The sequence below is a fragment of the Desulfohalovibrio reitneri genome, from assembly GCF_000711295.1.
Taxonomy (GTDB): domain Bacteria; phylum Desulfobacterota; class Desulfovibrionia; order Desulfovibrionales; family Desulfovibrionaceae; genus Desulfohalovibrio; species Desulfohalovibrio reitneri.
The window spans coordinates 2260950-2284293 of the sequence record NZ_JOMJ01000003.1 but is presented as its reverse complement, the minus strand read 5'-3'; the positions used below and the strand labels follow the sequence as shown (position 1 = coordinate 2284293).

Sequence of the window (23344 nt, the reverse complement as noted above, 5' to 3'; positions counted from 1 at the left end):
TTGCCCCCGAGGCCATTCCGCCCTATACCGGAGGCACCATGCGCACCAGTATCGCCCTCCTCATCGCCCTGTCCCTGACCCTAACGCTGGCGGCCGAAACCCGCGCCCAAAAACAGGACCTGCGGGTCCGCATCACCGGCTCCGGCGTGGCCCGCTCCGACTTCGACCAGACCGACGGCCGCGTGCAGGAAACCCGCGCCGCGCTTGAGGCCCGCTACTCCCTGCTCAAGATCGGCTACGAGGGCCGCTTCTTCGACTGGAACGAGACCGAGAGCATCGCCTTCAGCCGCGGGGAAACGCCCTGGCAGACCCTGCACCGCCTGACCGCCGGAATCACCTACGGCGGCCGCCTCACCCGCGACTGGAACTGGTTCGCCGGAGCCACCGGCCACTCCTCCTTCGAGGAGCAGCTCGACGACTCCTACGGCGGCGCCTTCCGCCTGGGCGGCACCTACCAAGCCTCCGACAACGTCTCCATCGACGTGGGCGCGGGCCTCTTCGCCAACGCCGTGGAAATCAAGGGGCTCCCCCTGCTCAGCGTCAACTACGACGGCCTGGACCAGTCCGGCACCGGCTGGACGGCCCGCCTGGGCACCGGCGGCACCTTCCTCTCCTACCGCCCCATGCGGAACCTGGGCATCGTCGGCCAACTCGACCTGGAAAACGACACCTACCGCATGGCCGACGACAGCGACGTTCGGCCGGAAGGATACGTCAAAATCAGGCACTTCGTGGGCTCCCTCTTCCTGGAAATCGAACCCACCGACAACCTCTCCTTCACCGGCGGCCCCCAATACCACTTCGGCCGCGAATACACCTTCTACAACCAGGACGGCGACGAACAGAATACCTTCGATGTAGACCCGGCTTTCGGCGGTCTCATCGAAGCCAAGTACAAGTTCTAGCAGGCTGCCCATAAGGCATTGTTTGGCGGGCGTGGAGCGGGGCAGACCCCGCCCCACGCCCGTTTTTATGTGTGGAGGCGGGGAATGGATGGTGGCAGGCGGTGGTGTTTGTTCAGGGCAGTGGGGGAAGAGGAAACTTTTTTTCTGGCGACAAAAAGTTTCCTCTTCCCCCACACCCCCAACTCCTTCAAAAAATTCGCTTGTCACTCGCTTCGCTCGGGGGCGTGGTACTGACACGGTGCAGCCGGGCGACCGCCGCCCAATTCCGCGCGCAACGAATCTGAATCCATACTGCCCAAGCGAGGATGTACCGGCATCCCACCACCCCGCAATCGCCAATTCGCCGGAGTACTCCCCGTTCGCAACCCCACCATGCGCCATCCCGCGAACACACATGCAAAGTTACTTTGCCTCGGGTCCAGGGCCGAGCAGGCCCTGGTCGCCCGCCAGGGCGAAATCTTCCCTTCTTCCTCTTCCTCTTCTTCCTACTCTTCCCCACTCCCGTTCCTGCCCATGCGGCGGAGGGTCCAGGACACGGAGTCTTTGAGGGTGTCCCCAAGGGCCCTGTCGAAGGCCTGGATGACGGATTTCATGGTGTTGTGTTCGGCCTTGGTGCGGCTTTCGAAGGTTTTGGCGGCGATGATGCGTTGTTCGGGCTGGTGGATGAGTTTGAGGTTGAGGCGGACGTTGGCGGTGGGGGGGCCGGAGGAGAAGCGGTCGGCCTGGAACTCCCGGATTTCGGTGAGGAGCTGGTAGTCGGGTCGCAGAGTGATGGCCTCGCGCCCCACAGAGGTGATTTTGCCGGTGTTTTCGAAGGATTCCAACATGAGGGTCTGGACCATGTAGGGCAGGTTGGAGATCCAGCGGGCGCCCTTGAAGTATTTGATTTCCTCGGGGATGGGGCGCAGTGCGATGCGGTCGGACTGCAGGGCGCGCCCGGCGGTGGGCAGGGAGATGACGAGCTGGCCTTCCACTTGGGGCAGATCGTGGGGGAAGGTGTTCTTGGGGGTGAGCACGTAGAGGCTGGGGGCTGGGCCGGAGCCGGGCAGGCCGCCGCATCCCGTGGCCAGGAGGACCAGGAGGAGCAGGGCGGCGAGGGCTGCGTGGGGGCGGCGGATCATTGCAACTCCTCCTCGGGCACGGATTCCCCGAAGATGATGGCTTGCGGGTTGGACTCGAAGCGCTGGGCCACGCGGTCGAGGGTGGACATGAGGCGGCGGGCCTCGTCCAGGAATTGCCTGAAGGAGAGCAGTCCCTCGTTGGTGAAGGCGGTTATGCCCGGCCCGGCGCTCCGCGTGAGTTGATCGATGCTGGCGGCCATGTTGTGGAGTTGCTCGGTGGTTCTGGCGAGGTCCTGGTCGATGTAGGTATTGGCCGCATTGAAGGCGCGGTCGGCGCGGTCGAGGGTGGCGTCGGCGTGCCCGGCCAGTTGTTCCAGGCGGGAGGCTGCTCCGGTGAGGTCTTCCATGAGCCTGGTGGCGTCGGCCAGGGCGCGGTCTATGCGCTGGCTGTTGTCGGCCAGTGTGGCGGCGAAGATTTCGGCGTCCGCCAGGATGTTGCCCATACGTTGGCGGTTCTCCTCGTTGACCAGCTTGCTCAGCCTGTCCATGAGTTTGACGCCCTGTTCCAGAAGCTGGGGCGCGCGGGCGAATACTTCCTGGATGTCCGATGACTTGGAGGTGATGACGGCCACGTCCTCCCCCTTGTCCGGTGTCAGGGCCGGGGCGTCGGCGGAGCCGCCCTCGATCTGGATGTAGGTTTCGCCGGTGATGCCCTTGGGCTCCAGGGTGGCCACGGCGTCGCGCCGGATGGGCGTGTTGGCGGCCACCTGGATGCGGACCCGAACCCGGGAGGGATTGTCCGGGTCCACGACGATGTTGTCCACGCCGCCGACCTTGATGCCGTTGAACTGCACCTGGGAGGCGGGGGTGAGTCCGGCCACGGTGTCCTGGAAGTAGATGTCGTAGTGGGTAAACTGCTGTTCCACGTGCAGCCTGGCTTTCCAGAGCACGAACCCGAAGGCCGCCAGGACGACCGCCAGGGTGAAAATGCCTACGGCGATGAAGCGTGCCTTGATTTCCATTGGTTATCCTTTCGAGGCTGTCCTGGCGGCGCGTCCGCGCGGCCCATGGAAGTAGTCCCGTATCCAGGGGTCGTCCGAGGCCGCCACCTCGTCAACGGTTCCGATAGCACGGATGCGTCCTCCCGCCAAAACCGCAACCCGGTGGCAAACGGTGTAGAGGGAGTCGAGGTCGTGGGTGACGAGAAAGACGGTGGGGCCCAGGGACTGGTGGAGGTCGCGCAGCAGTTGGTCGAAACGGCCCGCGCCGATGGGGTCCAGGCCGGAGGTGGGCTCGTCCAGGAAGAGCAGCTGCGGGTCCAGGGCCAAGGCGCGGGCCAGCCCGGCACGCTTGCGCATGCCGCCGGAGAGTTCCGAAGGCATCTTCAGGGCGGCCTCGGGCGTCAGGCCCGCCTGGCTGAGCTTCAGCCCGGCCAGCTGGTCCATGAGGTCGCGGGGCAGGTCGAGGTATTCCCGCATGGGCGCCTGGACGTTCTGGCGCACGTTGAGGGAGGAAAAGAGGGCCCCGTCCTGGAAGAGCACCCCCCAGCGGCGTTGCAGGACGCGCATTTCCCGTTCCGAGGCGGTGGTGATCTCGGTGCCCAGCACCTTCACGCTGCCGCCCTGGGGGCGACGCAGGCCCGTGATGGTGCGCAGCAGCACGGACTTGCCCGTGCCGGAACCGCCCACCACGCCGAGAATCTCTCCCCGGCGCACGTCCAGGTCCAGGTTCTCGTGCACGGCCTGGTCGCCGAAGCGGTTGAGCAGCCCGCGCACTTGGATGACCACGTCTTCGCCAGCCATGGTCACACCCGCACCAGGGAGAAGAAGGCGGCGAAGGCCGCGTCGATGACGATGACCCAGAAGATGGCCTGCACCACGCTGCTGGTGGTCTTTCTGCCCACGCTCTCGGCGCTGGGCTTGGACTCCAGCCCCTCGAAGCAGCCGATGAGGGCGATGGCCATGGCGAAGAAGGGGGCCTTGATGACGCCCACCCAGAAGTGCCACAGCCAGCCGCTTGCCTGGAAGCGTGTCAAGAAGGAAACGGGCGAGACGTCCAGCACGGCCCAGGACATGAGTCCTCCGCCCAGCACCCCGGCCATGTCCGCCAGAAAGGTGAGCAGCGGCAGAGTGATAAGCAGGGCAAGCACGCGGGGGACCACCAGGGCCTCCAGCGGGTCGATGCCCATGGCCCGCATGGCGGCCACCTCCTCGTTGGCGGTCATGGCGCCTATCTGGGCGGTGAAGGCGGAGCCGGAGCGCCCGGCCACCACGATGGCCGTGAGCATGGCCCCCATCTCCCGCAGCACGGCCACCTCAATGAGGTTGACCACGTAGATCTGCGCCCCGAAGCGGCGGAGCTGCTGCGCGCCGATAAAGGCCAGCACCACGCCGATGAGGAAAGCCAGCAGGGTGACGATGGGCACGGCGTTGATGCCCGCCCGCTCCATGTGCACCACCGTGGAGGTCAGGCGCAGCCGGGCGGGCTTGAGAACGGTGCGGGCCAGGCAGGCCAGGGTCAGCCCCATGAAGCCCAACTGGCGAAAGACGTGGCGCACCATGGAACAGACCACCAGCCCGATGGTGTTCAGAAGAACCAGGATGTAGCTTCGCTGGACGGGTTCCGGCGGGCAGGGGGCGTCGTTGTCCCCGGCCAGGCGCAGCAGGGCGGCGTGCTTGTCTGCCGCGCCCTGGACGGTCACGTCCGCCCCGGCCTCCCGCCAGCGCTTGGCGGCGCGGTGGACGAGCCAGGCCCCGGCCATATCCAGGTCGTCGATGGCGGAAAGGTCCAGCACGGCTTCGCCGGAAGGGGCCTTCAGGCCGCGCAACTCCTTTTCCGCCGCGCGCGCACGCTCGGCGGTCCAGTTTCCGCTCAGGCGGGCGGCTGTCTTGCCTTCCTCCCGCTGCACATCGATCCGGGCCATCGACTCTCCCCAACTTGCTGAAACCCCACCATCTCTACCCCGCTTGAAGTGGCGGGGCAAGTCAGCGACGGCGCAGCTCGGCCACCGCCTCCACGTGGGCGGCGTGGGGAAAGAGGTCGAAGGCGCGCACGCGGGAGAGGCCGTACACAGGTCCCAGCCGGGCCACGTCGCGGGCCAGGGTGGCCGGGTTGCAGGAGACCATGACCACCTTCTCCGGCAGCTTCTCCCAGATGGCGCGGGCCACGCCCTGCGCCAGCCCAGCGCGCGGGGGATCGGCCACCACCACGCGGGGGGAGCCGGTCTTGGCGGAGGCGGCCAGCTCGGCCGCGTCCCCGGCCAGGAAGCGGCAGCCGGTCAGGCCGTTGGCCTTCATGGCCGCCACGGCGTCCTCCACGGCCGCGCCCACGTTCTCCACCCCGGTCACGCGCGCCCCGCGCCCGGCCATGACCAGGGAGATGGCCCCGGCCCCGCAGTACAGTTCCAACACCTCGTCGCCCGGGTCGGTCACGGCCCAGTCCGCCACCGTGGCGAAGAGGCCCTCCGCGGCCAGGGTGTTGGTCTGGAAGAAGGAGCGCGGCTCCAGCTCGAAGCGCAGGCCGCACAACTCCTCGGAGAGACGGTCCGCGCCCCACAGGGTGCGCACGTTGGAGGGCCGGGCCACGGTGCCCTTGCCCTTGCGCGTGCCGTGGACGATGGAGACCAGCTCGGGACAGGCGGGGAAAAGGTCGTCGGCCATGTCGGACACGGCCTTGTTCTTGCCCGGATTGGTCAGCACCACGGCCATGGCCTGCCCGGCCAGATTGCGCCGCACCACCAGGTGCCGCCAGAACCCCTTGCCGGTGGAAGGGTCCACCGAGGGCAGCCCGGAGTCGCGGGCGAAGCGGCGGGCAGCCTCCAGCAGCGGGCCGACCTCGCCCTCCATCACGGGACACTCGGCCACATCGAAAATTTCGCCCGGGCGACCGCGCTTGTGCAGGCCCAGTCGCAGGCTTTCCCCCTGGCCGGAGAAGGCGAACTCCATCTTGTTGCGAAAGCCCGTGGCGCGCGGCGAGGGCCGGGCGGGCTCGATCTCCAGGGTTTCGGGGTCGCAGGCTCCGGGCGTGCGCAGGAGGGATTCGCGCACCCACTCCGCCTTCCAGCGCAACTGTTCCCCGCAGGGCAGGTCCTGCAGGAGGCAGCCGCCGCACTCGCCGAAATGGCGGCAGAAAGGCTCTGCCTCGTCTCCGCGCGGAACGGCCACCTCCAGGGCCTCGGCCTCGGCCCGGCCCTTGTGTCGCTTGACCACCCGCGCCCGCACCGTTTGGCCCGGCAGGCCCCGATCCAGCATCACGGCCAGCCCGCCCTCGCGGGCCAGCGGCCTGCCGCCCGGCACCAGTTTCTCCACCCGCAGGAGAAGCTCCTCCCCGGGTTGCGGTCCGTTCTCCACCCGGCTACCACCTCCGTATGATCGACAAGGTCAACGCCATCGACACTGTGCTGACCCGGCTGGACAAGCTGGAGCCCGGCCAGGCCCTGGATCTGCGCACCTACAAGCGCAACCGCTCCGTGGTCATCCTCAAACGCGACGCGGAGCGGTTGACCGTGGTGCAGGACGGGTACGAGAAGAACACCTTTGAAATAACCCGCCCCAAGCTGAAAAAGACGCTCAAAACCCTGCTGAAGAAGGAGTTCCCCCGCTCCACCAAGGTGCGCCTCTACACCCTGGACGAGTACACGCCGGGGCAAGAGCGGGTCAAACTGAAAGAGTTGTAGTCAGCCGTTCGCGCCGGCTTCCAGCCACTCCCCGTACAGCGCTGCCAGCCCCTCCTCGCCCCGGGCGGCGAAGTGGTCCCGGTTGGCCCGGGCGCGCCCGGCCAGGATTTCGGGGGCGGCAAGTTTGGCGCGGGCGCGGGCCAGAAGGTCGCGCCAGCGCTGGGCCTCGCCGCCGAACCCCGCCTCCACGGCGGTGGCCGCGGCCCGCTCCAATGCCTCCAGGGCGGGCAGCAGCCCGGCCTGGAGCGCGGCAGCCCTGTGCCGTTCGGCCGGGTCGGCGGCGGCCTCCAGCCAGGCGGCGTAGCCCGGCCGCCACAGGGGGTTCTCCTGCACCGCCCGGCGAGGGTCGCCCACCGCCGCCAGCCGTTCCGCGTCCTCTCCCCGCATGGCCATGTACGGCTCCTGCCAGGGGGTGAGGGCCAGGGTGAAACCCTCGCGTTCGGCCAGCTTGTGCAGGTCCGTGGCGAAGGCCCCCCGGCAGCGCTGGTTGAGCAGCCGGGCGTTGTGCTCCGTGTGCTCGTACCTCCCCGGCGTGAGCGAGGTGTGGTGGTGGACCACGGCCTTGGGCTCCAGCAGGCAGCGCAGTCCCCTCCCGCGCAGCCGGGCGCAGAGGTCCAGGTCCTCGCTGCCGTTGCGAAAGCCCTCGAAGAAGCCGCCCAGTTCCCGGAACACGCCCAGCCCCACCAGCATGGCCGCCCCGCTCACCGCCTGCAGCCGCCTGGGCCGGGTCACGGCCGGGTGGTCAGCCGGGAAAAGGTGAAAGGGGTGGACGGGGTGCAGGTCCGGGTCGAAGCCGATGCCCGCGTGCTGCACGCGCCCCGCTTCGGGCCGTTGCGAGGGCCCGCCTTCCGGCTCCGTTTCCGGGTAGAGCAGCAGCGGGGAGACCGCTCCCGCCCGGGCGTCTTTCCTGGCCGTGGTCAGCAGGGGCCGCACCCAGCCCGGCGTGAGGGTGGTGTCGTTGTTCAGGAAGAGGACGTGCTCCGCCTCGGTAGCCCGCGCCCCGGCGTTGCAGGCCGGGCCGAAGCCCAGGTTCTCCCCCAGGGGCAGGTGGGTGAACCGCTCCCCGAACAGGGCGCGGCCCAGGTCCGGGGCCTCGGCCGGGGTGGCGTCGGTGGAGCCGTTGTCCGCCAGGACGACCTGAAAGAAGTCCCCGGGCGTGTTCTCGCGCAGGGACTGAAGGCAGGCCCGCGTCACGGGCCAGAGGTTGTGCACCGGGATGACCACCGCCAGGGGACGCATGGCCATGGGGTAGCCTCGGCGGGCCGCCATGGCAAGCTTGCCGTGGGGATGGAAAGCACGTAATCACCTGCCCATGGACCAGAGAGGACACGGCGGCGACCTGTGCGGGCTGGCCCGCGAGGCCGGCTGCCGCCCAGAGGACATCACCGACTTCTCCGCCTCCATCAACCCCCTGGGGCCGCCGCCCTGGCTGCGCCACGCCGTGGCCGGAGCCCTGGGCGGGGTGTGCTCCTACCCCGACCCCGAGGCCACCGGGCTGCGCCAAGCCGCCGCCCGGCGCTACGGCTGCCGCGCCGGGGAGCTGGTGGCGGGCAACGGCACCTCGGACCTGCTCTTCGCCCTGCCGCGCGTGCTCAAGCCCGGCCGGGCGATCATCCCGGTGCCCTCCTACCGCGACTACGAGGCGGCCTGCCTGCGCGCCGGGCTGCTGGTGGAGCGCGTCCACCTCTCCCCGGAGCACCACTTCCACCTCTATTTCGCCCTGCTGGAGGACGCCCTGGAGCGCGGCCCGGCCGTGGTCATCCTGGGCAACCCCAACAACCCCACCGGCCGCTCCATCCCCTCCACGGACGTGGTCCGGCTGGCCCGCAACCACCCGGACTCGGTCTTCGTGGTGGACGAGGCCTTCGCCGACTTCGTGCCCGGCCTGGCCCGGCTGGCGGGCGAGCGGCCGGACAACGTGGTGGTGCTGCTCTCCCTGACCAAGTTCTACGCCCTGCCCGGCATGCGGCTGGGGCTGGCCGCGGCCTCGGAACAAATCGCCGCCGACCTGGCCGAGGAGCTGCCCCCCTGGCAGGCGGGCACCCTGGCCCAGGCCGTGGGCGCGCGCGCCCTGGCGGACGACGACTACTTCCAGCGCACCCGCCGGACCATGCTGGAGCAGTGCGGCCACCTCTACCAGCTGCTCACCTCCATCAAAGGCCTGACCGTCATCCCTTCGGAAGCCAACTTCCTGCTCTGCCGCCTGGACGGCGGGCGGTTCAGCGACGCGGGCAAGCTGGCGGGCGAGCTGCTGCGCACCCACAGGCTGGCCATCCGGCCGTGCGCCAACTTCCCCGGCCTGGACCAGCGCTACTTCCGGGTGGCCGTGCGCGGGGCGGAGGACAACGAGCGGCTGGCCCGCGCCCTGGACGAGCTTGCGGGCGGCGGCAAGCCCCGACCGGCCCCGCGCCGCACCCCGGCGCTGATGGTGCAGGCCACCTGCTCCAACGCGGGCAAGAGCTTGCTGGTCTCCGCCCTGTGCCGCATCCTGCGCCGCCGTGGGCTGGCCCCATGCCCCTTCAAGGCGCAGAACATGTCGCTGAACTCCTTCGTCACCCCGGACGGCGGCGAGATGGGCCGGGCCCAGGCCCTGCAAGCCCAGGCCGCCGGGCTGGAGGTGGACGCGCGCATGAACCCGGTGCTTCTCAAGCCCTCCTCGGAGACCGGCTCGCAGGTCATGGTGCTGGGCAAGCCGTGGGAGAGCCTGCGGGCGGCGGAGTACTACCGAGCCAAGTCCGAACTGTGGCCCGTTGTCACCCGCGCCTACGACGAGCTGGCCACCGGGGCCGGGGTCATGGTGCTGGAGGGGGCGGGCTCCCCGGCCGAAGTGAACCTCAAGCCGCACGACATCGTGAACATGGCCATGGCCCGCCACGCCCGGGCCAGCGTGCTGCTGGCCTCGGACATCGACCGGGGCGGGGCCTTCGCCTCGCTCATGGGCACCATGGACTGCCTGGAGGAGGACGAGCGGGCCCTGGTGGCCGGATTCGTGCTGAACAAGTTCCGGGGCGACCCGGCCCTGCTGGACGGGGCCTTCGCCGTGCTGCGCGAGCACACCGGCCGGGAGGTGCTGGGGGTGGTGCCCTGGCTGTCCGGCCTGGGCCTGCCCGAGGAGGACTCGGTCTCCTTCAAGGCGGGCGGAACTTTGGCGGAAAAGCCCGGAGCCGACCTGGACGTGGCAATCATCGACCTGCCCCACGTCTCCAATTTCACCGACCTCGACGCCCTGGCCGCGGAGCCGGACGCGGCCCTGCGGCTGGTGCGCTCCCCGGACGACCTGGGCGCGCCCGACCTGCTCGTCCTGCCCGGCTCCAAGAACACCATCGAGGATTTGCGCTGGCTGCGGGAGAGCGGGCTGGCCCGGGCCGTGGCCGGACTGCGCGGCCGCGCCGTGCTGGCGGGTATCTGCGGCGGCCTGCAAATGCTGGGGCAGAGCGTGGACGACCCCCTGGGCCTGGAGTCCAGCGGGTTGGAGGAGGGGCTGGGGGTGCTGCCCCTGGCCACCACCCTGGCCCGCGACAAGACCCTCACCCGCCGCGAGGCCACCCACGCGGCCACGGGCAGGCGGGTCAAGGGCTACGAGATCCACCACGGCGAGACCGCCCTGCGCGGCGAAGCGGAGGAGCTGTTCGCCGACTCCCCCGGCTTGGGCTGGGCCCTGCCCGACGGCTCGGCCTGGGGCACCTACCTGCACGGCGTGTTCGACGCCGACCCCTTCCGCCACGCCGTGCTGGACGACCTGCGCGCCCGCAAGGGGCTGCCGCCCCTGGCCTCGCCCCGCGCCGCCTACGAGATCGAGTCCGCCCTGGACCGGCTGGCGGACGAGGTGGAGCGCGTCCTGGACATGGACCGCATCCTGGAGCGGCTGGGATTGTAAGGAGCGGGATCATCCACTCGTTCACTGGACCGACACGTTTTTCCGCCACCCTGGCCCCATGACACGGTTGCTGGAACTCGACGGTCTTGGCTTCGCCCATCCTGGCAGGCCCCCGCTTTTCTCCGGCCTCGACCTCGTCCTGGAACGGGGCGACTTCACGCTCATCAAGGGACCGTCCGGCTCGGGCAAATCCACCTTCCTGCGCCTGCTCTGCCGGCTGGAGGACCCCGCGGAAGGGACCATCCGCTTCCAGGGCGCGCCCATCCAGGGTATGGAACCAGCCAGGCTGCGCAGGGAGATGGCCTTCATTCAGCAGACGCCGACGGTGGTGGAGGGAAGCGTGCGGGACAATCTGCTGCTGCCCTTTTCCTTCGCGGCCAACTCCCGGGCCGAGCGGCCCTCCGACCGGGTGCTCAACGAATGGCTGGCCCGCTTCCGCCTGGAGGGGGTCGGCCTCGGCGACCGGGCCGCCACCCTGTCCGTGGGGCAGAAGCAGCGCGTATGCATCATCCGCGCCCTGCTGCTCGGCCCGGCGGCCGTGCTCATGGACGAACCCACCTCCGCCCTGGACCCCGAGTCCACGGCCATCGTGCATGACGAGGCGGAGTGGCTGGCCCGCGAACGCGGCGTGACCGTGCTGCTGGCCAGCCACGGCGACTACCTTCCCTCCCTGGAAACCCACCGCGTCCTGCACATCGAGGGCGGCCGGGCGGAGGTCTCGTGAGCGGCCCGCTGTACGGCATCGGTCCCTGGCAGCTGGCCCTGGGCCTGGTCTTCGTGCTGGCCGCTGGGCTGGCCTCCCTGGCGCACCAGCTGCGGCTGGGGCGCGAGCTGGCGGTGGGCACGGTCCGCACCTTCGCCCAGCTTTTCCTCATGGGCTATGTCCTGCGCCTCGTATTCGACGCGGACATGCTCATCCTCTCCCTGGGCGTCTTTCTGGTCATGGTGGCCACGGCCACGCACATCGTCTCCGGCCGGGCGCGCCAGCCCAAGGTGGGGGTGCGGCTGCCGGTCTTCGCCACCATGCTCACCAGCTACTTCCTGGTGGCCCTTCTGGTCACTTCTGTCATCGTGGGGGCCAAGCCGTGGTGGCGACCGGAATACTTCATCCCCCTCTCGGGCATGGTGGTGGGCAACTCCATGACCGCCCTCTCCCTGGCCCTGGAACGGCTCTTCGCCGACCTGCGCGCCAAGCGGGCCGAGGTGGAGATGCGGCTCTGCCTTGGCGCGGACTATCGCGAGGCCAGCCAGCCCATCGTGCGCGACGCCCTGCGGGCGGGCATGATCCCCTCCATCAACTCCATGATGGGCGTGGGGCTGGTATTCATCCCCGGCATGATGACCGGCCAGATCCTGGCCGGGGCCGACCCCCTGGCGGCCATCCGCTACCAGATCGTGGTCATGCTCATGCTGGTGGGCTCCACCGCCCTGGGCTCGCTGCTGGTGGTGCTGTGGGCCAGGCGGCGATGCTTCGGGGAGGCGCAACGGCCCCTGGTCTGATTCTTTTCCCGGGAAAGGGGCTTTGACAAAGCCGGTCAAAAGAGAAACACTAGGTTCAACGCCAAATCCATGAAAGGAGAACCATGGGCAGCGTAGCACCATTCGATCCGGAACTGCTGTACGTGGAATGCGCCTCCTGCGGGGAACCCGTCATCTGGGAACCCGGCAAGTCAACCGAAATCCTGCACTGGTCGGGCATGAGCATCCTGGAGATCGACGCCACCTGCATGATCGTCTCCCAGGGATGCCCGCATTGCACGCCTGAAGAGGAATTCTTCGACACGCAGATCGTCCGTCTCAGCAACGAAGCCTTCGCCTAGCCGCGAGGGCTTCTTTCCCGACCGGGAGGCCCGGCCTGCCCGGCGCCAACTCCGGAAGCCTTCTTCCGCCGCCTCCGACTCCCCTTCGCTCCGCCACGCGGAGTGCGATAGAAAAAAGGCCCGGCGCGTACGCGCCGGGCCTTTTGCTTCCATTGCCGGGCGGGCTATTTAGAAAAGACGACCACGATGCCCTTGGCCGTCCGCACCGTTTCGCTCTTGGTTCCGGCGCTCTTGTCGATGTCGAAGACCACACGCAGATGCTCTGCGTGGCGGCCGATGCGCACGCTCCGCAGTCCCATCTCGCCCACCTTCACCTCGGATGGCCCCCTGGGCCGCCATTTGCCGGGCACGTCCACGACCATGCGGTAGGGCTGTTCCAGGAAAAAGGTGGAGAAGTCCGTGGCGCCTCCGGCCAGCCCGATGAGCACGGCCACCTTGCCCTCACGGGACTGGACCCGCACGGTGGCCTCTTTCGGGCCCGGCTCGGATTCGGGCTTGGCCGCCTGTTCTTCCGGTCCGGGCTGGGGCTCGGCGGCCTGCTCCCCTGGGGCCGCGGCCTCGGCGGGCCGCTCCGGCTCCTCCGCGCCGGACGGGGTCTCCGCCTCGTCCGTCGGAGCGGCAGGTTTCGCTCTCGGGGCTTCCCCGACCTTTTTGGCGGACGGCTCCGGCTCGGGCGCGGGCTTGGCCTGGGGCCCGGGCGCGGCCTCCGGGGCCGGAGCGGTCTCAGCCTTGCCCGGAACCCGCGGTGCTTCAGGGCCGGGCACGCCCGGCGTTTCCGGCTCGGCCGGGGCCTGGGGCGCGGTGGCGTTGGGAGCGGGCTCGAAGGGCGGTTCGCCCGGCTCGCGCACCTTGCGCAGGATGGTGTACTCCGACGGGTCCACCTGGGCGTGCAGGGAATGCATCACGTCGCCCGGCGCGACGACCCGCTTGGCGGGCCGGGGCACGGGTGTGGCCTCCTGGCCGTTGGAGGCCACGGAAGGGTCGATGGCCGAGTTGGCCAACAGGCTGGCGGCCAGAAGGATGAGCGCGCCGGCGGCAACGTTGAGGCAGGTGGTGACGAGTCGCGATGATGCCATGGGCGTTCCTGGATTCCTGAAGGTCCGCGCGCTGCTGGGTCCGGCCGATCAGCAGTCCATACCGGGAGCCGGGGGCGGTTGGCAAGCCTGGCGGATATCGGGCGGGCGGAACGCGGCACGGGCGGTCAGAGCGCGAACTCCTCGGTGTGGATGCGCCCGGCGGAGAAGCCCACCCGGCAAAGCTGCCGGCGGGCGTCGGCCATGAGGCTGGGCGGCCCGCAGACGAACACCTCCGCCCGCCGGTCCACCCCCTTGAGAATGGCCGCGTACTTGGCCTCGTCCAGCCGCCCGGAATAGCCGGAGTACTCCGGCTGGCGGGTGAGCACGTAATGGATGGTCAGGCCGGACAGTCGCTCCCGCAATTCCTGCATCCCGCGCGGCAGGATGATGTCCTCCTCGGTGCGGTTGGACCAGATGAGGGTCACGGGCCGCTGGTCGCCCCGGTCGGCCAGATGGCGCAGCATGGACAGGATGGGGGTGACGCCCACGCCGCCCGCTACCAGGACCAGTTCCCCGTCCTCCTCCCCGTGGCGCAGATAGGAGAAGCGGCCGTACGGCCCCTTGACCAGGGCGCGGTCGCCGGGGCGCAGCCTCCCGATGGCGCTGGTGAAGTCGCCGGAGCAGCGGATGCACATGCGCAGTTCCTCTCCCCGCGTGGGGGTGGAGGCTAGGGTCCAGGGGTGCTCCTCGCGGGGCAGGTTCTCCGAGAGGAAGGTCACCAGCCCGAACTGCCCCGGGGCGTAGGGGGCGGCCGCCCCCCGCGCGGGGCGCAGCACCACCTCGAAGGCGTCGCGGGCGGCCTTTTCCACGGCGGCCACCTGGTACTCCCGCCCGCGCCGGGCCAGGGCGGAGCCCAGGTAGATGAGCAGCCCGCCCGCCAGCACCGCTTGGGGCCAGCCCAGGTGGAGGTGGCCATGCACAAAGGCGGCGTGCGTTCCGGCCAGCACGGCCAGGGCCACCACACCGATCTTGTGCAGGCCCCACCAGCGCTGGAAGGGCAGGCCCAGGAACTTCCGCTTCAGGGCCACGGCCACGGCCGTCCACAGGCTCAAAAGGGTCAGCGCGCCCAGCAGCAGCGGCCACTGGGCGGCCAGATCGATGGCCCCCACCTCGCGCTCCTTGGGGGCGAAGAGCAGCAGCGGGTGCAGGGAGAGCATGCAGGCGGCGGCCAGGGCAACCCAGCGGTGGGCCAGAAAGGTGCCGTTGAGGGAAAAGGCGCGGTCCAGCAGAGGCAGCTTGGCTCCTATGGCGTACTGGACGAAGAACAGCCCCACGCCCGCCAGGGCCAGCCCCTTGCCCACGGCCTCGAACCACTTCGGGGAGAAGGCCGGGGCGGGGTGCTCCAGAAACTCGGCCACGGGCGGGGCCAGAACCACGGCCAGGGGAAAGAGCAGCGCCAATGCGGCCCACAGGGCGCGGCGCGGCCCGGACAGCAGGGGGCGGGAAACGTCTTGGCTCATGTCTCGCACCTCGTCCGTCCGCGTGTTTCCTCGTGCGGTCGCACCAGCCGCACGATGGCCCAGGCCAGGGGCAGCTTGCCCCAGAGGATGACGATGTCCGGCAGGGTGGAGCGCAGCAGGAAGGCGTCCAGGTTCCAAGGGCCTGGCCAGGCCACCAGCCAGTGCCAGGCCATGCCCACGCTGCCGAAGATCACCGTGGCCACGGCCGCCAGCCACGCCCAGGCCGCCGTGGACGGGCGGGCGAACATAAACGGCAGGACGAACGTGTTGAGGGCGGCCACGGCCGTTGGGGCCCAGTTATAGATGTTCTCCAGGGGCGGGTGCAGGCGGATGTGCAGCAAAAGCCCGCCCAGGGAAATCCAGAAGTAGGCCAGAATCAGTCCTCGGGCCGTCTTGGGCATGTCTCGCTCCGGTTCAGCGGTTTAGCCGCCAGTCGTACTCCTGGTAGCGCACGGCGCAGTCATCGGCGTGGTCGCGCAGGAAGTCCGCCTCCTCCCCGTCGGCCACGTACGGGGCCATGAAGCGCAGGACATCGGCCTCGTTTTCCCCGAAGTCCCGCCTGTACCACAAAAAGACGCGCGACAGCGAGGCCTCGCCCCGCCCGGGGTCCACCACCACGCCGCCGCCCCCGGCGAAGGCGCGGGCGGCCGCGTCGAGCTGCTTGTCCAGGCTATCCGGCTCGTAGGCCTCCACCGGCGGGCAGGAGCGGGAGGCGCAGACCAGGGCGAAGTGGATTCGCGGGTCCACCTCGCCCACGCACTGTTCCAGGCGGGGGTCGGCGTCGGAAAAGACCGCGCGCGGACCGCGCGGCGGGCGGCGGTTGGCCCGCAGCACGCCGTGCTCGATGTGGTCCGGGGAAAACTCCATGCCGCCCACCTGATAGCGCACCCGGCGGAAGAAGTTGCGCGCTTCGCGCACCGTGTCGCGCACCCCCAGGGCCACAACCCCGTGGATGACCAGCACGTTGTAGAGATTTATCCAGAAGGCGCGCCGCTCGTCCCGGCTTCGCAGATCGGCCGGGTCCAGGCCGCGCAGCCGCCGCGAAAGGTCCTGCAATCGCTGATAAGGCTGGCTGCCGGGCATGCGCTCGTAGGCCACACGCATGCCCTCGGCCTCGAAGAAGGCCCCGCGCAGCAGGTTCATGGTCCGCCGCAACTCCCTGGCCAGCTCCAGAGGGTCGCACCGCTCCCCCGGCGGGCTGTCCGCCCTGTTGAGCACGGCCTTTGGGGCCAACAGCCAGGAGACGATGTCCTCGCCAGCTTCCGCACGCTCCTCCGGCTCCCGCTCCGGTGCGGCCGTCTTGCGCCGGGTTTCGGCCAGGCGCAGGCGGCGGGTGGAGTCCACGAAGCCCAGGTGGGTAAAGGCCTGGGGGAAGTTGCCCAGTTGCTCGCGGAAGGTCAGGCAGTACTCCTCGGAGAACAGCCCCAGGGGATTGGCCGCCTGGGCCACCTGGTTCAGCACATGGCGCGCCTTCTCCAAATCGCCCAGCTCCACCAGGCAGTCAGCCAGCCAGCAGGAGCAGAGCAGGAAGGCCCCCTCCTCGCCCTCCAGCCCGTCCCCGGCGCGGTAGCGGTAGACGAAGCCGTCTGAGGCCAACTCCCGCCGCACCGCTTCGATGTTCGAGCGCACCCGCTCGTCGGAGAAGGGCAGGAAGCCCACCAGCGGAATGAGCAGGCTGGCCGCGTCCAGGGCGCCGGTGCCGTAGTGCATGCGGAAAGCGCCCTTGTCCGGGTCGTATCCCTTGTCCAGCACCTCGAACTTGATGTCCCACAGGGCGCGCTCCCAGGCGGCCCGGTCGTGGGGGAAGCCGTAGCGCTCGGCGATGGCCAGCCCCCGGTCCAGGGCCACCCAGCACATGACCTTGGAGTGGACGAAGTGACGCGGCCCGCCACGCACCTCCCACAGGCCGTAGTCCGGTCGTTTCCAGGCGGATGTCACGTGGTCGCAGAGGGAGCGCAGGAAGGGCCACAGGTCCTCGTCGATCTTGCCCACGTAATCGGACAGCAGCATGGCCGCGTCCAGCAGCTCGCCGTAGATGTCCAGTTGCAACTGCCCGGCCGCCTCGTTGCCCACCCGCACCGGGCGCGACCCCTTGTAGCCGTCCAGGTGGTCCAGCTCCCGCTCCGGCAGGTCCGCCTCGCCCCGCAGGCCGTACATGATCTGCATGGACTCCGCGCCGCCGCCGCCCTGCCGCCGGATGCGCTTCTCGATCCAGCGCAGGAAGGCCTCGGTTTCAACCACGTGGCCCAGGTTGAACAGGGTGCGCAGGGTGAAGGAGGTGTCCCGCACCCAGGTGTAGCGGTAGTCCCAGTTGCGCCCCCCGCCAATGACCTCGGGCAGGGAGGTGGTGGCTGCGGCCGCGATGGAGCCGTCCGGGTGGCGGAAGAGCATTTTCAGGGCCAGGGCGGAACGACGGACCATGGGGGCGAAACTGCCGAAGTCCACCTCCCGCCCGGTTTCGCCGGTCTCCAGCCAGCCGCTCCAGAAGCGCGCGGTTTCCTCCAGGGCGGCCTCGCCGTCCTCCGGGCGGCGGGAAACGCGCTCCTCCCCCCAGCCCAGGGCAAGCCAAACCTCCTCGCCGGAGGCCAGCCGCCAGCGGCCCTCGGCCTCGTCCGGCCCCACCCCGACCATCTCGCGCCGGGTGTACAGCCCGCAGGCCAGCCCGGAAGACTGCCCCCGCGCCAACACGCCCCGCTCCACCTCCTCGATGCGCACGTCGTCCCGGGCGTAGTCGAAGCGGGGGGCGAAGCGGCAGAGCACCTCCATCTCCCCGCGCAGCACCTCGAACTTCCGCCACAGGACGGGGCCGGGAGCGCGCCCCCCGCCGTCGGGGTGGTCCGGCCCGCCCTCCCGCAGGGGCATGAAATCGGTGAGCACGGCCCGGCCCGTGCGGCAGCGGAAGTGCGTCTCCAAAACGTTGGTGTCCTCCAGGTAGCGGGCCTGGGCGTCGAAGGGGCCTTCGGGGCGAACAGCGAAGCAGCCGCCCGAGTCGGCGTCCAGCAGGGCGGCGAACACGGAAGGGGAATCCAGGTCCGGCAGGCAGAGCCAGTCCACGGAGCCCGAGGCGATGAGGGCCACGGTGCGCAGGTCGCCCACCGCGCCGTAATGGCTGATTGGTTTGTACATGCCGGCCCGCTCCCGTTTGCCTAGCTTTTTCCCGGGCTTTCCCTGTACCATATTCCGCCGGGATTGAAAGGACTCGCCTGGATATGCGGGTTTTCCCCTCCCCTTCGCCCGCCGGATTGCTACCCATTTTTTCTCCCTGGCGTTGCTCCGGCGGTCCTGCTTCGGTATAAGGGAATGGCTTGCCCCTGCAGCCCGAAAACGGCCAACCCCACCCGGGAGGAGCCATGCGCAAAAAGTCCACACGCTCCGGCGGCCTCTCCCGCCGCCGCTTCATACAGACCATGAGCGCCTCGGCCGCCTGCCTGGCCGTGGCCGGACCGGCCGCCCGCGCCGGGGCCGAAACCGGGAGGAAAGCCAGAGAGGACAGCCTTGTGGACTGCGGCCTGGACATCAACGGCCGCCGCTACGAACTCCTGGTGGAGCCGCGCTGGACGCTTCTGCACGTGCTGCGCGAGGAACTGGGCCTGACCGGCTCCAAGGAGGGCTGCCACCGGGGCGAATGCGGGGCCTGCACCGTGCTCATGGACGACCTGCCCCGCTACGCCTGCCTGACCCTGGCCGTGGAGGCGCAGGGCCACCGCATCGAAACCATCGAGGGGCTGAAGAAGGGCGAGGACATGGGGCCGACCCAGGAGGCCTTCGCCCGCGAGGACGCCTTCCAGTGCGGCTACTGCACGCCTGGTCAAGTGGTGGCGGCCGAGGGCCTGCTGCGGGAAAACTCCGAGCCCGACCTCGAGGCCGTGCGGCTGGGCATGAGCGGCAACCTCTGCCGCTGCGGCGCGTACGCTAACATTCAAAACGCCGTACACACCGCGGTCCGCCTGAAGAAAGGAGGCTAGGCCATGGCCAAAAACCTCTATTTCGATCCCGTTGCCTCCCACCCCCAGCCCGGCGAGTCGGGCAAGCCCCCGGCCTGGCTGGAATCCACCAGCGTCGTGGGGGAGCGCACCGTGCGCGTGGACGCCTACGAGCGCGTCACGGGCACGGCGGTCTACCCTTCCGACGTGCGGCTGCCGGACATGCTCTACGGCGCCATCCTGGGCTGCCCCCACCCCCACGCCAAGCTCACCCGGCTGGACACGGCCGAGGCGGCCAGGACACCCGGCGTGCGCGACCTCATCAGCCACAAGACGTCCGGGGCCAACCCCAAATGGCCCTGGACCGACCAGGGCGAGGCGGACGACGCGCCCGAAAGCGTCACCGAGGCCCGCCTCTTCGACACCGAGCTGTTCTTCGAGGGCGAGGCGGTCTGCGCCGTGGCCGCGGACACCCCCCAGGCCTGCTGGGACGCCCTGCGCAAGGTGAAGGCGGAGTACGAGAAGCTGCCCTTCGTCTCCCACCCGGTCGAAGCCCTGACCAAGGGCGCGCCCAAGGCGCGGCCGGACAACCCGGACGGCAACCGCGCCTCCCCGCCCCAGACCTATTCCCGGGGCAACGTGGAGCGGGGCTTTTCCGAAGCCTCCGCCGTGGTGGAGCGCGACTACCTGACCCGCTGCCTGCTGCACACCCCGCTTGAGCCCCACGGAGCGGCTGCGGCCTGGGACGGCGACGAGTTGACCATATGGGAGTCCACCCAAGGGGTCTACGCCGTGCGCGAGAAGGTGGCCCAGGTGCTGGGCCTGCCCCTGTCCAAGGTACGGGTCCTCGGCCACTATGTCGGCGGCGGCTTCGGCTCCAAGCTGGAGACCAGCAAATATTCCATCATGGCCGCCCTGCTGGCCAAGCGCACCGGCCGCCCGGTGAAACTCTTCCTGCCGCGCGAGCAGACCTACCTGACCATGGGCAACCGGCCCGAGTCGGCCATGCGGCTGAAGATGGGCGCGGACGGGGAAGGCAGGCTGACCGCTATCTCCTTCGAGGGCACAGGCGCCTCCGGCGCCTTTCCCTCCGGCGGAACCAGCCTGCTGGACTGGCTGGCCAAGGACCTCTACGCCTGCGGCAACGTGGAGACCAGGCTCAACGACGTGCTCATCAACGCCCAGCCCGCCCGTCCCTTCCGCGCGCCGGGCTACCCGCAGTGTTCCTGGGCCGTGGAGCAGGCCGTGGACGAGCTGGCCCGCAAGCTGGACATGGACCCGGTGGAGTTGCGGCTGAAGAACATCCCGGACCGCTCCCAGGGCCGCGAAGGCCAGCCCCCCTACACCACCACCGGTTTGGCCGAGTGTTTGCGGCGCGGCGCGGAGGCCTTCGACTGGGCCGAAGCCAGAAAGCGCACCCGGGAACAGGACCGTTCCGGGCGGTACCTGCGGGGGGTGGGCGCGGGCGCCTGCAACTGGTTCCTGGGCAACGGATTCCCGCCCTCCACGGTCATTGTCAGCCTCAACGCCGACGGCACGGTGGTAGTCAACGCCGGGGCCTCGGACATCGGCACCGGCTCCAAGACGGTATTCGCCGTGGTGGCGGCCGAGGAGATGGGAGTGACCCCGGAATCCGTTCGGGTGGAGAACGCCGACACCGGCACCACCCACTACTCCCGCCCCTCCGGCGGCTCCAAGACCCTGCCCACGGACGGCTCGGCCACCCGGCTGGCCTGCGTGGACCTCAAGCGCAAACTGCTGGACTGGGCGGCCGAGGACCTGGACGCGCCCCGCTCCGGCCTGCTCTTCCGGGGGGCGAACATCCAGACCTATGACGAGACCAAGAAGATCGCCGTCACCGACCTCTCCCACCTCAAGAGCCACCAGACCGCCATCGGCATCGGCCACAAGAGCCCCGGGCCGGACGGCAAGGTGGTGGTGCCCTTCGGGGCGCAGTTCTGCGAGGTGGAGGTGGACCGGGAGACCGGCGAGGTGCGGCTCACGCGCTTTGTGGCCTCCCACGACTCCGGCCGGGTCATCGACCGGCTGACCTACGACAACCAGGTGGGCGGCGGCATCGTCATGGGCATCGGCCTGGGCATGCTGGAGGAGCGGGTGCTGGACGGCCCCACCGGCAAGCTCTGCACCCGCAACTGGCACGACTACAAACTGCCCACCATCATGGACGCCCCGCCGGAGATCCTCTCCGAGCCCATCGAGATGCCCGACCCCGAGGCCAACGCCATCGGCGGCAAGGGGCTGGGCGAACCCGTCACCGTGCCCACGGCCGCGGTCATCGCCAACGCGGTGTTCGACGCCTGCGGCGTGCGGCTGACCGAAAGCCCCGTCAACGCACCGGCCCTGGTGGCCGCCCTGGCCGGGCGGAAGGAGGCGGCATGAACCTCTCCCCCTTCACCTACCACCGCCCCGTCACGGTCAAGGAGGCGGTCAAGCTCCTGGCGGGCGCGGACAACGGCCGCGCCCACGGCGGCGGCACCGACCTTTTGGGCTGCATGCGCGACCACTGCTTCGCCGTGGACGAGGTGGTCAGCCTCTCCTCCCTGGACGACCTGCGCGGCATGGAAAAGACCGCCGAGGGCGGCCTGCGCATCGGCGCCCTGACCACCCTCTCGGAGATCGCCGTCCACCCCGGGGTGAACCGCGCCTACCCGGTGCTGGCCCAGGCCGCGCTGGCCGCGGCCAGCCCGCAGCTGCGCAACCAGGGGACCATCGGCGGCAACCTCTGCCAGGAACCGCGCTGCTGGTACTTCCGGGGCGACTTCCACTGCCTGCGCAAGGGCGGGGGCACCTGCTTCGCCTTCGAGGGCGAAAACCAGTACCACCGCATCCTGGGCAAGGGGCCGTGCGTCATCGTCCACCCCTCGGATCCGGCCCCGGCCCTGGCCGCCCTGGGGGCCGGCGTGACCACCGCCCGGCCGGGCGGCGGACGCACCCTGGCGGTGGACAAGCTGTTCGTACCCCCCGAGGAGGATCCCACACGCATGGTGCGGCTGGAACCGGGCGAGATCATCACCCACGTGACCATCCCCCCGCCCTCCAAGGGGCTGCGTTCCGCCTACCGCAAGGTGCGGGTGCGGGCGGCCTGGGACTTCGCCATCGCGGGCATGGCCACGGCGCTGGACGTATCCGGCGGCCGGGTTAACGGCGGCCGGGTGGTCTTCTCCGGCGTGGCGCCGGTGCCCTGGCGCTCGAGAGAGGTGGAGGAAATCATCATCGGCTCGCGGCTGACCCCGGAAGTGATCGACAAGGCGGCACAAGCGGCCGTGTCCAAAACCGCTCCCCTCTCTGGCAACGGCTACAAGGTGCCCTTGCTGGAGGCTGTGGTGCGGCAGGAACTGACCGCCATCGCGGAGGCGTGAATGGGTATCGAAGCATTGCGGCAAGCGGCGCGGGAACTGGAAGCGGGGCGCAACTGCGCCCTGGCCACGGTGGTCCGGACTCAGGGCTGCACCCCCCGGGGCCCCGGAGCCAGGCTGCTTTTGACCTCCTCCGGACAGGTCGTGGGGTCCGTGGGCGGCGGCGCGCTGGAGGCCTGGATCGTGGAGCAGGCCCGGGACTCCCTGGCCACCGGCAACGTTCACCTGGTGGAGTTCGCCACGGACGACGGCGACTGGGCCGAGTCCGAGGAGACGTGCGGCGGATGGGTGGAAGCCCTGGTGCAGCCCCTGCATCCGGACACCGAGACCAGCAGGGCCCTGGAGACGTTCCTGGCCGCGCGGCACGGGGGCGGTCCCAAGCCCTTGCTGTTCACCGGCCTGGACTGGACGGACCTGCGCAAGCGGCCGCGCTTCCACAGCTCCGGCTCGGCCGGCGAGGCTGCGGCCGGGACCTGCCTGCCGGAAGATTTCCTCATCTCCGAAGCCATGCGCCGGGCGGCCGAGGAAGCCGAGCGCCTGGACTCGCCGGTGCTGGTCACCTGCGGCGGGGACTGCCTGCTGGTGGAACCCTTGCCGGAAAGCCTGGACGTGGTGGTGCTCGGCGCCGGACGCCTGGGGCGGGAGACAGCCCTGCTGGCCCAACGCTGCGGCTTTCCCGTGGCCGTGGCCGACGACCGGCCCGATCGTCTGACCCGGCTGAAGAACGTGGACGCCTTCCGGGTGGCGGACATGAACAACGCCCTGCGGGAACTGGCCGGGCACCGCAACCCGCTCACCGGATCCACCCTGGTGGTCATCACTAGCCGCGACCCCCGCTTCGACGAAACCTTGCTGCGGGAAGCCCTGGCCAGCCCCGCCCCCTACATCGCCCTGCCCTGCACCGAGGGCCAGCGGGACGACCTTTTCCGCAAGCTGCTGGAGGAGGGATACAGCCAGGAGGACCTGGACCGTGTGGAATGCCCCGGCGGGCTGGACCTGGGCGGGCTGAGCCCGGAGGAATTGGCCGTGGGCATCGTGGCCCGGCTCATCCAGCTGCGGGCGAAAGAGCGGGCCAGGGAGACCGCCGACCCCGGCACGCGCGGCCCAGACCCGGCCGGGTGATTATTGCCGTTTCCCGGCTTGCCAACGCGGAGCGCCTGTGTAGACTCC

Annotated in this window: 20 protein-coding genes; 10 read left to right on the top strand and 10 right to left on the bottom strand. The window is 69.9% G+C overall.

Annotated features, from left to right (window positions below; translation table 11 throughout):
• The first annotated feature begins 38 nt into the window (after positions 1-38).
• Complete coding sequence (locus N911_RS0111385) at positions 39-905, top strand: hypothetical protein (protein ID WP_029897232.1); 867 nt, start codon at positions 39-41, stop codon at positions 903-905.
• A 485-nt stretch (positions 906-1390) separates the two neighbouring features.
• Here the strand turns inward: N911_RS0111385 and N911_RS0111380 are convergent, their stop codons facing one another.
• The 5 genes from N911_RS0111380 to rlmD all read right to left on the bottom strand — a co-directional run bounded on the left by N911_RS0111380 (position 1391) and on the right by rlmD (position 6315).
• Positions 1391-2026, bottom strand: a complete 636-nt coding sequence (locus tag N911_RS0111380; RefSeq protein ID WP_029897230.1) for an ABC-type transport auxiliary lipoprotein family protein — start codon at positions 2024-2026, stop codon at positions 1391-1393.
• Positions 2023-2988 carry an MlaD family protein gene (locus N911_RS16985; protein WP_035104722.1) on the bottom strand — a complete coding sequence of 322 codons (966 nt, stop codon included), beginning with the start codon at positions 2986-2988 and terminating at the stop codon, positions 2023-2025. Before N911_RS16985 ends, N911_RS0111380 begins: the two co-directional genes overlap by 4 nt.
• A gap of 3 nt (positions 2989-2991) precedes the next feature.
• Positions 2992-3768, bottom strand: coding sequence for an ABC transporter ATP-binding protein (locus tag N911_RS0111370; protein ID WP_029897227.1), 777 nt, complete (start codon positions 3766-3768; stop codon positions 2992-2994).
• Positions 3769-3770: 2 nt separating this feature from the next.
• Positions 3771-4889, bottom strand: a complete 1119-nt coding sequence (locus N911_RS0111365) for an ABC transporter permease (protein ID WP_029897226.1) — start codon at positions 4887-4889, stop codon at positions 3771-3773.
• Between the two features lie 61 nt (positions 4890-4950).
• Positions 4951-6315: a 23S rRNA (uracil(1939)-C(5))-methyltransferase RlmD gene (gene rlmD / locus N911_RS0111360; protein WP_029897224.1), complete on the bottom strand. Its 1365-nt coding sequence runs from the start codon at positions 6313-6315 to the stop codon at positions 4951-4953.
• 17 nt (positions 6316-6332) lie between these two features.
• Here rlmD and N911_RS0111355 point away from each other — a divergent pair, with 17 nt between their 5' ends.
• Entirely contained in the window at positions 6333-6641 is a 309-nt protein-coding gene (locus N911_RS0111355) for a hypothetical protein (RefSeq protein WP_029897222.1), read from the top strand.
• Here N911_RS0111355 and N911_RS0111350 read toward each other — a convergent pair whose 3' ends face one another.
• Entirely contained in the window at positions 6642-7910 is a 1269-nt protein-coding gene (locus N911_RS0111350; protein ID WP_051694231.1) for a glycosyltransferase family 2 protein, read from the bottom strand.
• Positions 7911-7953: 43 nt separating this feature from the next.
• Between N911_RS0111350 and N911_RS0111345 the strand changes: the two genes are divergently transcribed.
• From N911_RS0111345 to N911_RS0111330, 4 genes are all read left to right on the top strand, one after another.
• A complete protein-coding gene (locus tag N911_RS0111345; protein WP_029897218.1) occupies positions 7954-10518 on the top strand; it encodes a cobyric acid synthase in 2565 nt (854 codons plus the stop codon).
• A gap of 58 nt (positions 10519-10576) precedes the next feature.
• Positions 10577-11242 carry an ABC transporter ATP-binding protein gene (locus tag N911_RS0111340; protein WP_029897216.1) on the top strand — a complete coding sequence of 222 codons (666 nt, stop codon included), beginning with the start codon at positions 10577-10579 and terminating at the stop codon, positions 11240-11242.
• Positions 11239-12018: an ABC transporter permease gene (locus N911_RS0111335; protein WP_029897214.1), complete on the top strand. Its 780-nt coding sequence runs from the start codon at positions 11239-11241 to the stop codon at positions 12016-12018. Before N911_RS0111340 ends, N911_RS0111335 begins: the two co-directional genes overlap by 4 nt.
• 83 nt (positions 12019-12101) lie before the next feature.
• Positions 12102-12338, top strand: a complete 237-nt coding sequence (locus tag N911_RS0111330; protein WP_029897212.1) for a hypothetical protein — start codon at positions 12102-12104, stop codon at positions 12336-12338.
• Positions 12339-12502: 164 nt separating this feature from the next.
• Here N911_RS0111330 and N911_RS0111325 read toward each other — a convergent pair whose 3' ends face one another.
• From N911_RS0111325 to N911_RS0111310, 4 genes are all read right to left on the bottom strand, one after another.
• The gene (locus N911_RS0111325) at positions 12503-13414 is read right to left on the bottom strand and encodes an AMIN domain-containing protein (protein ID WP_029897211.1); all 912 of its coding nucleotides are present in this window, start codon (positions 13412-13414) and stop codon (positions 12503-12505) included.
• Between the two features lie 125 nt (positions 13415-13539).
• On the bottom strand, positions 13540-14874 hold the full coding sequence (locus tag N911_RS0111320) for a ferredoxin reductase family protein (RefSeq protein ID WP_029897210.1): 1335 nt from the start codon (positions 14872-14874) through the stop codon (positions 13540-13542).
• Positions 14871-15275: a hypothetical protein gene (locus N911_RS16980; protein ID WP_029897209.1), complete on the bottom strand. Its 405-nt coding sequence runs from the start codon at positions 15273-15275 to the stop codon at positions 14871-14873. The genes N911_RS0111320 and N911_RS16980 overlap by 4 nt, the downstream gene beginning before the upstream one ends.
• Before the next feature lie 13 nt (positions 15276-15288).
• On the bottom strand, positions 15289-18000 hold the full coding sequence (locus N911_RS0111310; protein WP_029897208.1) for a glycoside hydrolase family 15 protein: 2712 nt from the start codon (positions 17998-18000) through the stop codon (positions 15289-15291).
• Between the two features lie 224 nt (positions 18001-18224).
• Between N911_RS0111310 and N911_RS0111305 the strand changes: the two genes are divergently transcribed.
• Genes N911_RS0111305 through N911_RS0111290 form a run of 4 tightly spaced genes read left to right on the top strand, consistent with a single transcriptional unit; the run spans position 18225 to position 23296 of the window.
• Positions 18225-18839, top strand: a complete 615-nt coding sequence (locus N911_RS0111305; protein WP_029897206.1) for a (2Fe-2S)-binding protein — start codon at positions 18225-18227, stop codon at positions 18837-18839.
• 3 nt (positions 18840-18842) lie between these two features.
• Positions 18843-21197 carry a xanthine dehydrogenase family protein molybdopterin-binding subunit gene (locus N911_RS0111300; protein ID WP_029897204.1) on the top strand — a complete coding sequence of 785 codons (2355 nt, stop codon included), beginning with the start codon at positions 18843-18845 and terminating at the stop codon, positions 21195-21197.
• The gene (locus N911_RS0111295; protein WP_029897202.1) at positions 21194-22177 is read left to right on the top strand and encodes an FAD binding domain-containing protein; all 984 of its coding nucleotides are present in this window, start codon (positions 21194-21196) and stop codon (positions 22175-22177) included. Before N911_RS0111300 ends, N911_RS0111295 begins: the two co-directional genes overlap by 4 nt.
• The gene (locus tag N911_RS0111290) at positions 22178-23296 is read left to right on the top strand and encodes an XdhC family protein (protein WP_029897200.1); all 1119 of its coding nucleotides are present in this window, start codon (positions 22178-22180) and stop codon (positions 23294-23296) included.
• Positions 23297-23344: the final 48 nt, after the last annotated feature.

Bases quoted from the DNA above. Each gene is read 5' to 3' on its own strand.
- N911_RS0111340 (WP_029897216.1), top strand. From the start codon at position 10,577: ATGACACGGTTGCTGGAACTCGACGGTCTTGGCTTCGCCCATCCTGGC.
- N911_RS0111305 (WP_029897206.1), top strand. From the start codon at position 18,225: ATGCGCAAAAAGTCCACACGCTCCGGCGGCCTCTCCCGCCGCCGCTTC.
- N911_RS0111290 (WP_029897200.1), top strand. From the start codon at position 22,178: ATGGGTATCGAAGCATTGCGGCAAGCGGCGCGGGAACTGGAAGCGGGG.
- N911_RS0111310 (WP_029897208.1), bottom strand. From the start codon at position 18,000: ATGTACAAACCAATCAGCCATTACGGCGCGGTGGGCGACCTGCGCACC.
- N911_RS16980 (WP_029897209.1), bottom strand. From the start codon at position 15,275: ATGCCCAAGACGGCCCGAGGACTGATTCTGGCCTACTTCTGGATTTCC.
- N911_RS0111385 (WP_029897232.1), top strand. From the start codon at position 39: ATGCGCACCAGTATCGCCCTCCTCATCGCCCTGTCCCTGACCCTAACG.
- N911_RS16985 (WP_035104722.1), bottom strand. From the start codon at position 2,988: ATGGAAATCAAGGCACGCTTCATCGCCGTAGGCATTTTCACCCTGGCG.
- N911_RS0111325 (WP_029897211.1), bottom strand. From the start codon at position 13,414: ATGGCATCATCGCGACTCGTCACCACCTGCCTCAACGTTGCCGCCGGC.
- N911_RS0111320 (WP_029897210.1), bottom strand. From the start codon at position 14,874: ATGAGCCAAGACGTTTCCCGCCCCCTGCTGTCCGGGCCGCGCCGCGCC.
- N911_RS0111345 (WP_029897218.1), top strand. From the start codon at position 7,954: ATGGACCAGAGAGGACACGGCGGCGACCTGTGCGGGCTGGCCCGCGAG.
- N911_RS0111350 (WP_051694231.1), bottom strand. From the start codon at position 7,910: ATGGCGGCCCGCCGAGGCTACCCCATGGCCATGCGTCCCCTGGCGGTG.
- N911_RS0111300 (WP_029897204.1), top strand. From the start codon at position 18,843: ATGGCCAAAAACCTCTATTTCGATCCCGTTGCCTCCCACCCCCAGCCC.
- N911_RS0111355 (WP_029897222.1), top strand. From the start codon at position 6,333: ATGATCGACAAGGTCAACGCCATCGACACTGTGCTGACCCGGCTGGAC.
- N911_RS0111365 (WP_029897226.1), bottom strand. From the start codon at position 4,889: ATGGCCCGGATCGATGTGCAGCGGGAGGAAGGCAAGACAGCCGCCCGC.
- N911_RS0111380 (WP_029897230.1), bottom strand. From the start codon at position 2,026: ATGATCCGCCGCCCCCACGCAGCCCTCGCCGCCCTGCTCCTCCTGGTC.
- N911_RS0111330 (WP_029897212.1), top strand. From the start codon at position 12,102: ATGGGCAGCGTAGCACCATTCGATCCGGAACTGCTGTACGTGGAATGC.
- N911_RS0111295 (WP_029897202.1), top strand. From the start codon at position 21,194: ATGAACCTCTCCCCCTTCACCTACCACCGCCCCGTCACGGTCAAGGAG.
- N911_RS0111370 (WP_029897227.1), bottom strand. From the start codon at position 3,768: ATGGCTGGCGAAGACGTGGTCATCCAAGTGCGCGGGCTGCTCAACCGC.